The sequence below is a fragment of the Modestobacter sp. DSM 44400 genome, assembly GCF_900107175.1.
Taxonomy (GTDB): Bacteria; Actinomycetota; Actinomycetes; order Mycobacteriales; family Geodermatophilaceae; genus Modestobacter.
Genome location: NZ_FNOZ01000107.1, coordinates 1 through 5,013, shown reverse-complemented (window position 1 = coordinate 5,013; position 5,013 = coordinate 1). Strand labels below are relative to the sequence as shown.

4 protein-coding genes and 3 pseudogenes are annotated in these 5,013 nt (G+C 68.1%); 2 read left to right on the top strand and 5 right to left on the bottom strand.

What is annotated here, in order from left to right; translation table 11 throughout:
* Positions 1-58: 58 nt before the first annotated feature.
* Positions 59-217 (top strand): annotated as a pseudogene (locus tag BLW04_RS29970) (LGFP repeat-containing protein); the annotation flags it as partial.
* Positions 218-281: 64 nt separating this feature from the next.
* A complete protein-coding gene (locus BLW04_RS24690) occupies positions 282-968 on the top strand; it encodes a hypothetical protein (protein ID WP_254781979.1) in 687 nt (228 codons plus the stop codon).
* Between the two features lie 139 nt (positions 969-1,107).
* On the opposite strand, the gene BLW04_RS24685 is transcribed toward BLW04_RS24690, so the two are convergent.
* The 5 genes and pseudogenes from BLW04_RS24685 to BLW04_RS24665 all read right to left on the bottom strand — a co-directional run.
* Positions 1,108-1,971, bottom strand: coding sequence for a hypothetical protein (locus tag BLW04_RS24685; protein WP_091548204.1), 864 nt, complete (start codon positions 1,969-1,971; stop codon positions 1,108-1,110).
* A 269-nt stretch (positions 1,972-2,240) separates the two neighbouring features.
* Positions 2,241-2,759, bottom strand: a pseudogene (locus BLW04_RS24680) (transposase); the annotation flags it as partial.
* Positions 2,760-2,898: 139 nt separating this feature from the next.
* Positions 2,899-4,290, bottom strand: a complete 1,392-nt coding sequence (locus BLW04_RS24675; RefSeq protein WP_091548202.1) for an IS1380 family transposase — start codon at positions 4,288-4,290, stop codon at positions 2,899-2,901.
* A 114-nt stretch (positions 4,291-4,404) separates the two neighbouring features.
* Positions 4,405-4,599 (bottom strand): annotated as a pseudogene (locus BLW04_RS24670) (IS1380 family transposase); the annotation flags it as partial.
* Positions 4,600-4,715: 116 nt separating this feature from the next.
* Positions 4,716-5,013: transposase (locus BLW04_RS24665; RefSeq protein ID WP_139306900.1), on the bottom strand; the 298-nt coding region annotated here is incomplete at its 5' end.

Sequence of the window (5,013 nt, the reverse complement as noted above, 5' to 3'; positions counted from 1 at the left end):
CACCGCTGCAACTGTCGTACCCGCCGCGCATGATGGGCCCGTCAGCAACGCCGCCTAGTTGATCAACGGGCCGCTACCGAAGTTCCACGGAACGCGGGACATCCTCCTGGGCGGCCCCGATGGCATCCTGGGCTACCCGACGTCCGGGGACACCACAATCAACGGTGGTTGGTACAACGACTTCCAGTACGGATCGATCTACTTCAGCGACGCCACAGGGGCTCACACCACGCCGACGCTCTTTCCAGAGACCGACCGCCGCACCACCCCTCACCGAGGTGGTGCTGGCATCGTCAGCAGTGCCGGCCCGCAAGAGCGAACGAGCGGCACTTACCCCCTTGCTCGACGCCTTCTTCGAGGGCCTGGGAAACAAGGCGGTCGAAGTCCTCTCGGCCAACCTCGACCGGGCCGGCGCCCGCCTGGTGCGCCTCGTCGAGTCCGAGCAACGACGCTTCATGGCCAAGCCCAGCTTCGAGGAAGTCGTCGAGATCAAGGTTCTCGACCCCGTCCGGGTCACCGACAAGGACGTCTCGGGCAACCGCCACGGCGCCTTCTCCAAGGCGCTCGCCTACGAGGGCTGGAACCGGGGGATGTTACCGCTCGCCTGGTTCGACTCCGCTCCCGAGCGCACCGTCGCCAACATCGTCGACGACGTCGAGGCGGTGGCCTGGTGGGTGCGCCTGCACATCGGCGACCTGCCCATCCTCTGGAACGGGGCGGGCCAGCAGTACAACCCCGACCTGATCGTCATCGAGATCGACTACACCCACTGGGTCGTCGAGGTCAAGATGGACACGGAGATGACCTCAGCCGACGTCCAGGCCAAGCGGGAGGCCGCCAAGCGCTGGGCCAACCACGTCTCGGCCGACTCGGGCGTCGGCACCAAGTGGCGCTACCTACTGGTCTCCGAGTCCGACGTCAACGACGCCAAGGGCTCGTGGGATGCCCTGAAGAAGCTTGGCAGCTGAGACCAGCCACTGGCCTAGCTGTACTGACCAGAGACGTTGGTCGAGGACGTGCGACCACGGGATCTGACTGACTGATCTTGTGAAGGGAGGACCTCCGGGCGTGGAGTGGAGCTGCACGTAGCGCTGCCTGCCCCCGACCTCAACCCGCCCCGTGAGCCGTCTGGACGAGCTCTAGGAGGAGGTCGCGCGTGGCTTCGAGGTCCGCTGGGGTGAGGCGGATCCGGTAGCGGCCCCACCGGATTGAGTACTCAAGCGCCTCGACGCCATGTTCCTCTAGTCGGCTGGTGAGCTCGTCTGAGCGCGGGATGCGGAACTCCGCAATCATGTGCTGCTGCCGCGGGCGCATTGACACAAAATTGTCTGCGACGCCGTCCCGAACTAGCCCGATGTAGTGCTTGTTGTACTTCAGCCCCATCTTCGGCTCGACCTCGCGTACCACCTCGAGGAGCTTGTCGGCCAGCGCGACACTGCTCTTGGTCGCGCGCTGCTCCCAATACGCGCGGTCGACAGCTTGCTCAGCTTCGTCCTCGTCATCGGCCGCACCCAGCGTCATCTGATCGAGAACCTTGGTTGCCGAGAGGGTGAGCACCTCGCCGATCTGTAGGGCGCGGAGTTGGATGGCGATCAGCGGGATGAACCCGTTGAACAAGCTGATCACGTTGAGGAACCGGCTGGTGATGTCCTCCGCGACTATGACGGCGACGTGATCATACTGCGGGTACCGGCGGCGCTCCAAATCCCAGTACTCGATAGTGCGAATGATGTGCGTCTCGTCCGTCGGCCCCAGTTGTAGCTCGACCTCGTACCTAGTGCCCGCCTCTGGGTCTGACAACAGCAGGTCGAGGCGACCGGCTCGCGGCTGGCGGCGCTCGACGTCCTTTACAGCCAGCTCTCCCAGTCCCAATAGAGATGTGTCCGCGACAATGCGCTCCTGCAGCCACTTCTCGTTCAGCGTGGGGTGGCCCTTGAGGCTGACTGTCTTGGCAGGCTGGTAGTCGAGCACGAGCCGACAGTAGCGGCGCCCGATCTCCCTTCCGACGGCCGGACACCCAGGTGGCGTGCTTGGTGATCGCCAACCGGCCGAGCGCCACTCCTGAGGTCCTAGCCTCGATCTTGCATGATCGTGATGCGCTCTATGCGCATCGGGGTCCCGGTGGCCGTCAGGATGGCATCTGGGTGTGACAGATCGGCCGATGTCGCTCGGGTGGGCGCCGGTTCCACGGTCCGGTGGGATCTTTCGGGTCGTCGGGTCGTCGGGTCAGGTCGCGGGGGTCAGCCCGGGGCGGCTGCTGGTGCGGTGAGCACGGCGGTGGTGTCGCGGAGGCGCTGGAGCCCGTCGCGGACCACCGTCGCCCAGGGGTGGTGGTCGGCCAGGTGCAGGATCCGCCGTCGTCCGGTGCGGGCGAGGGTCGCCGGGGTCGTGAACAGCCTGGTGCGGAGCCGTTCAGGTTCCCACCGGCGGGCGGCGTGCTCGGTGAGGGCGAGTAGCTGCATCCAGGCGGTGAGCTCACAGGCGAGGGCGACGATGGCGCACCAGATGCGGTTCTGGGCCGTGTCGTGCAGCGGGAGTTTCGCCAGGCCGGTGTCTTTCGCGCAGCGGATCCGGTCCTCGGCGCGCGCCCGGCGGCGGTGGCGTAGTTCGAGGTCGGCGAGCTGCCCGCGGGTGGTGTTGGTGGCGAACGCGGTGACGCGCATGCCGTCGGCGTCGGTGATCCGTAGCTGCGCGCCGGGGTGGGGGCGTTCCTTGCGGGCGATCACCCGCATCCCCGCAGGCCAGCCGGTGAGGTTGAGCCTCGATCCGCCGATGAGCATTCTCGAGTGATGTGATCTTGGTTCTGGGAATGGTTCCCGGTGATGGGCGTGCGGTAGTCGCCGGTTTGTCCGGCTCGTCCACGTCGGTCGTTCCTCGCGCCCGTGCCGGGCTGGATGGTCAGGCCGTGACCGTGCCCGGTGGTGCGAGGGTGGCGGTGGACAGCTGGTCGTAGCCGGTCTGCCAGGGCCAGTCCCTGGGCAGGTGCAGGCGGAGTCGTCGGGCCGAGGAGGCGATCCGGGCCGGGATGTTGATGAGCTGGGCGCGGATGGTGGCGGTGCGGGCCTTGGCGTGCAGTGCCCCGGCCAGGGCGCCGGCGGCGCGGGTGAGGTTGAACGCCATCGCCGCGCAGACCAGCCAGGCGGCGTTCGCGGTGAACTTCCCCGAGGGCAGGTGGGCCAGCGCCCCGCCTTTGAGTTCGGCGATGACCTGCTCGACGATCGCGTGGTCGCGGTGGGCGGCCTCCGCAGCCAGCATCGACAGCGGTGAGTCGGTGAACACCGCGTGATGCCGGTACTGACTGAACAGCGCGGTCTGCCCGGCGGGCACCGTGGCGGGGTTCAGGCGCTTGACCCGGCGGACGATCAGCCGGCCGGGGACATGTTCGTTCTTGCGGCGGGAGCTGAACGCGGTGAAGGAGATCTCGGCGACCTCGGCGTCGGAGATCCAGCGCTGTTCGGTCTCCTCCCAGATCGCGTTCGGATACTTGATCGCGGTCCAGGCGTCCTCGCCGATCGCGGCGATCGCCGCCCGGACGGCGGGGTCCATCCGGGCGGTGACGGAGAACCGGGCCCCACTCCGGCGGGCGGCGGCCACCACCTTGTGGTTGTAGAACGCGCTGTCGGCGCGAACGGTGATCATGCCGCCGGGAGCGGTTCCGGCACCGGCCGAGCGGGCGGTGGCCAGCGCGTCGCTGATTAGCCGGAACGCGCCCTTGGCCGAGTTCGTGGCGCCCTTGCGCAGCCTGGTGGCGGCGATCACCGGCGCGGTCAGCGGCGTCGAGAGGGTGGCGACGAGCGCGTTCAAGCCCTTGACCCCGGAGTAGCCGTAGCCGGCGCCCTGCTTGGCGTAGCCGTGGGTCTCCCGGATCGTGTCATCCACATCGACGTAGGTGACCTGACCGGCGCCGGCCAGCACCGGCGTGGCCTTCGACAGGCCGATCAGCAGCCGGGAGGCGACCGCGTCGAACTGCCGGACATGCCCGAAGGACACCGCCCGCAGGAACGTGCCCAGCGTCGTCGGCGCCCGCAGCCCGTCGAACAGCCGGCCCATGCCGCCGTGGCGAAGCAGGTCGAGGTCACTGATCGAGTCCGCGCCGGCGACCATCCCGGCCACCAGCGCCGACACCTTGACCGCGGCGTTCGCCCCGGCCGAGCCGGGGACCGTGACGTGCTCGGCGACCAGCTCGTGCAGCCCGGCGCGTTCGGCCAGTGCCATCACCGGCGCCAGACCAGCGACCGAGATCAGGTTCGGGTCATCGAAAACCGCGGTGAGCTTGTGGAAGACTCGCATTTACCGGATGCCCTTGTCTGTCAGTCGATGTGACCGTCGCAAGCCACATCATCGCTGGCAACAGGGGCATCCGTCTCTAGTTGATCATCGGTCGGTTCCGTGCCTCGGCGGATCGAGGTTGAGCAGTCCGGTCAGCTCGGCGACCCACGCGCCGTCGCGGACCTGGTCGTGGGCGTCGTAGGCCGGCTCCCACAGGGCTTCGGGGATCTTGGTCAGCAGCTCAGCGGTGTTGGCCGGCAGCCCGAAGCCGATGGAGTACGACAACCGCTGGCCGTGCACCCAGGCCAGGAAGGCGTGACTCGCGCCAGCTGGGCTGCTGCCAGCTTATAAGGGCCATGCCAAAGGGGCGAGCGCAGCCAGATCGCGAGCGCGCTTTTCGACGTCCGCCTTATGCCGGCTCTTCGAACTTGAGGGGGAAATGACCCTCAGCAGACGGTGACCCGGCGGTGTCGCCGAGTGCAGGCGAACCGTACTCGGCGGCGCTGATTCTCGAGGTTGCGGAAGCCGTAGGCGGTGCGCGCGGCGGTCTTCACGGTCCGGTTCGTGGCCTCGGTGCCGGCGTTGGTGAGGCCGGTCTGCAGGAAGCCCAGCACCTCGGGCCACCAGGCCTCGATCGTGCCGGCCAGCCGCTCGAGCTCGGGCAGGCGCGAGTCGGCGCACCAGGCGTTGAACCGGTGCAGCCGGGTCGAGATCTCGTGCCGGTGTCCGCCGCGGCGGGCGCAG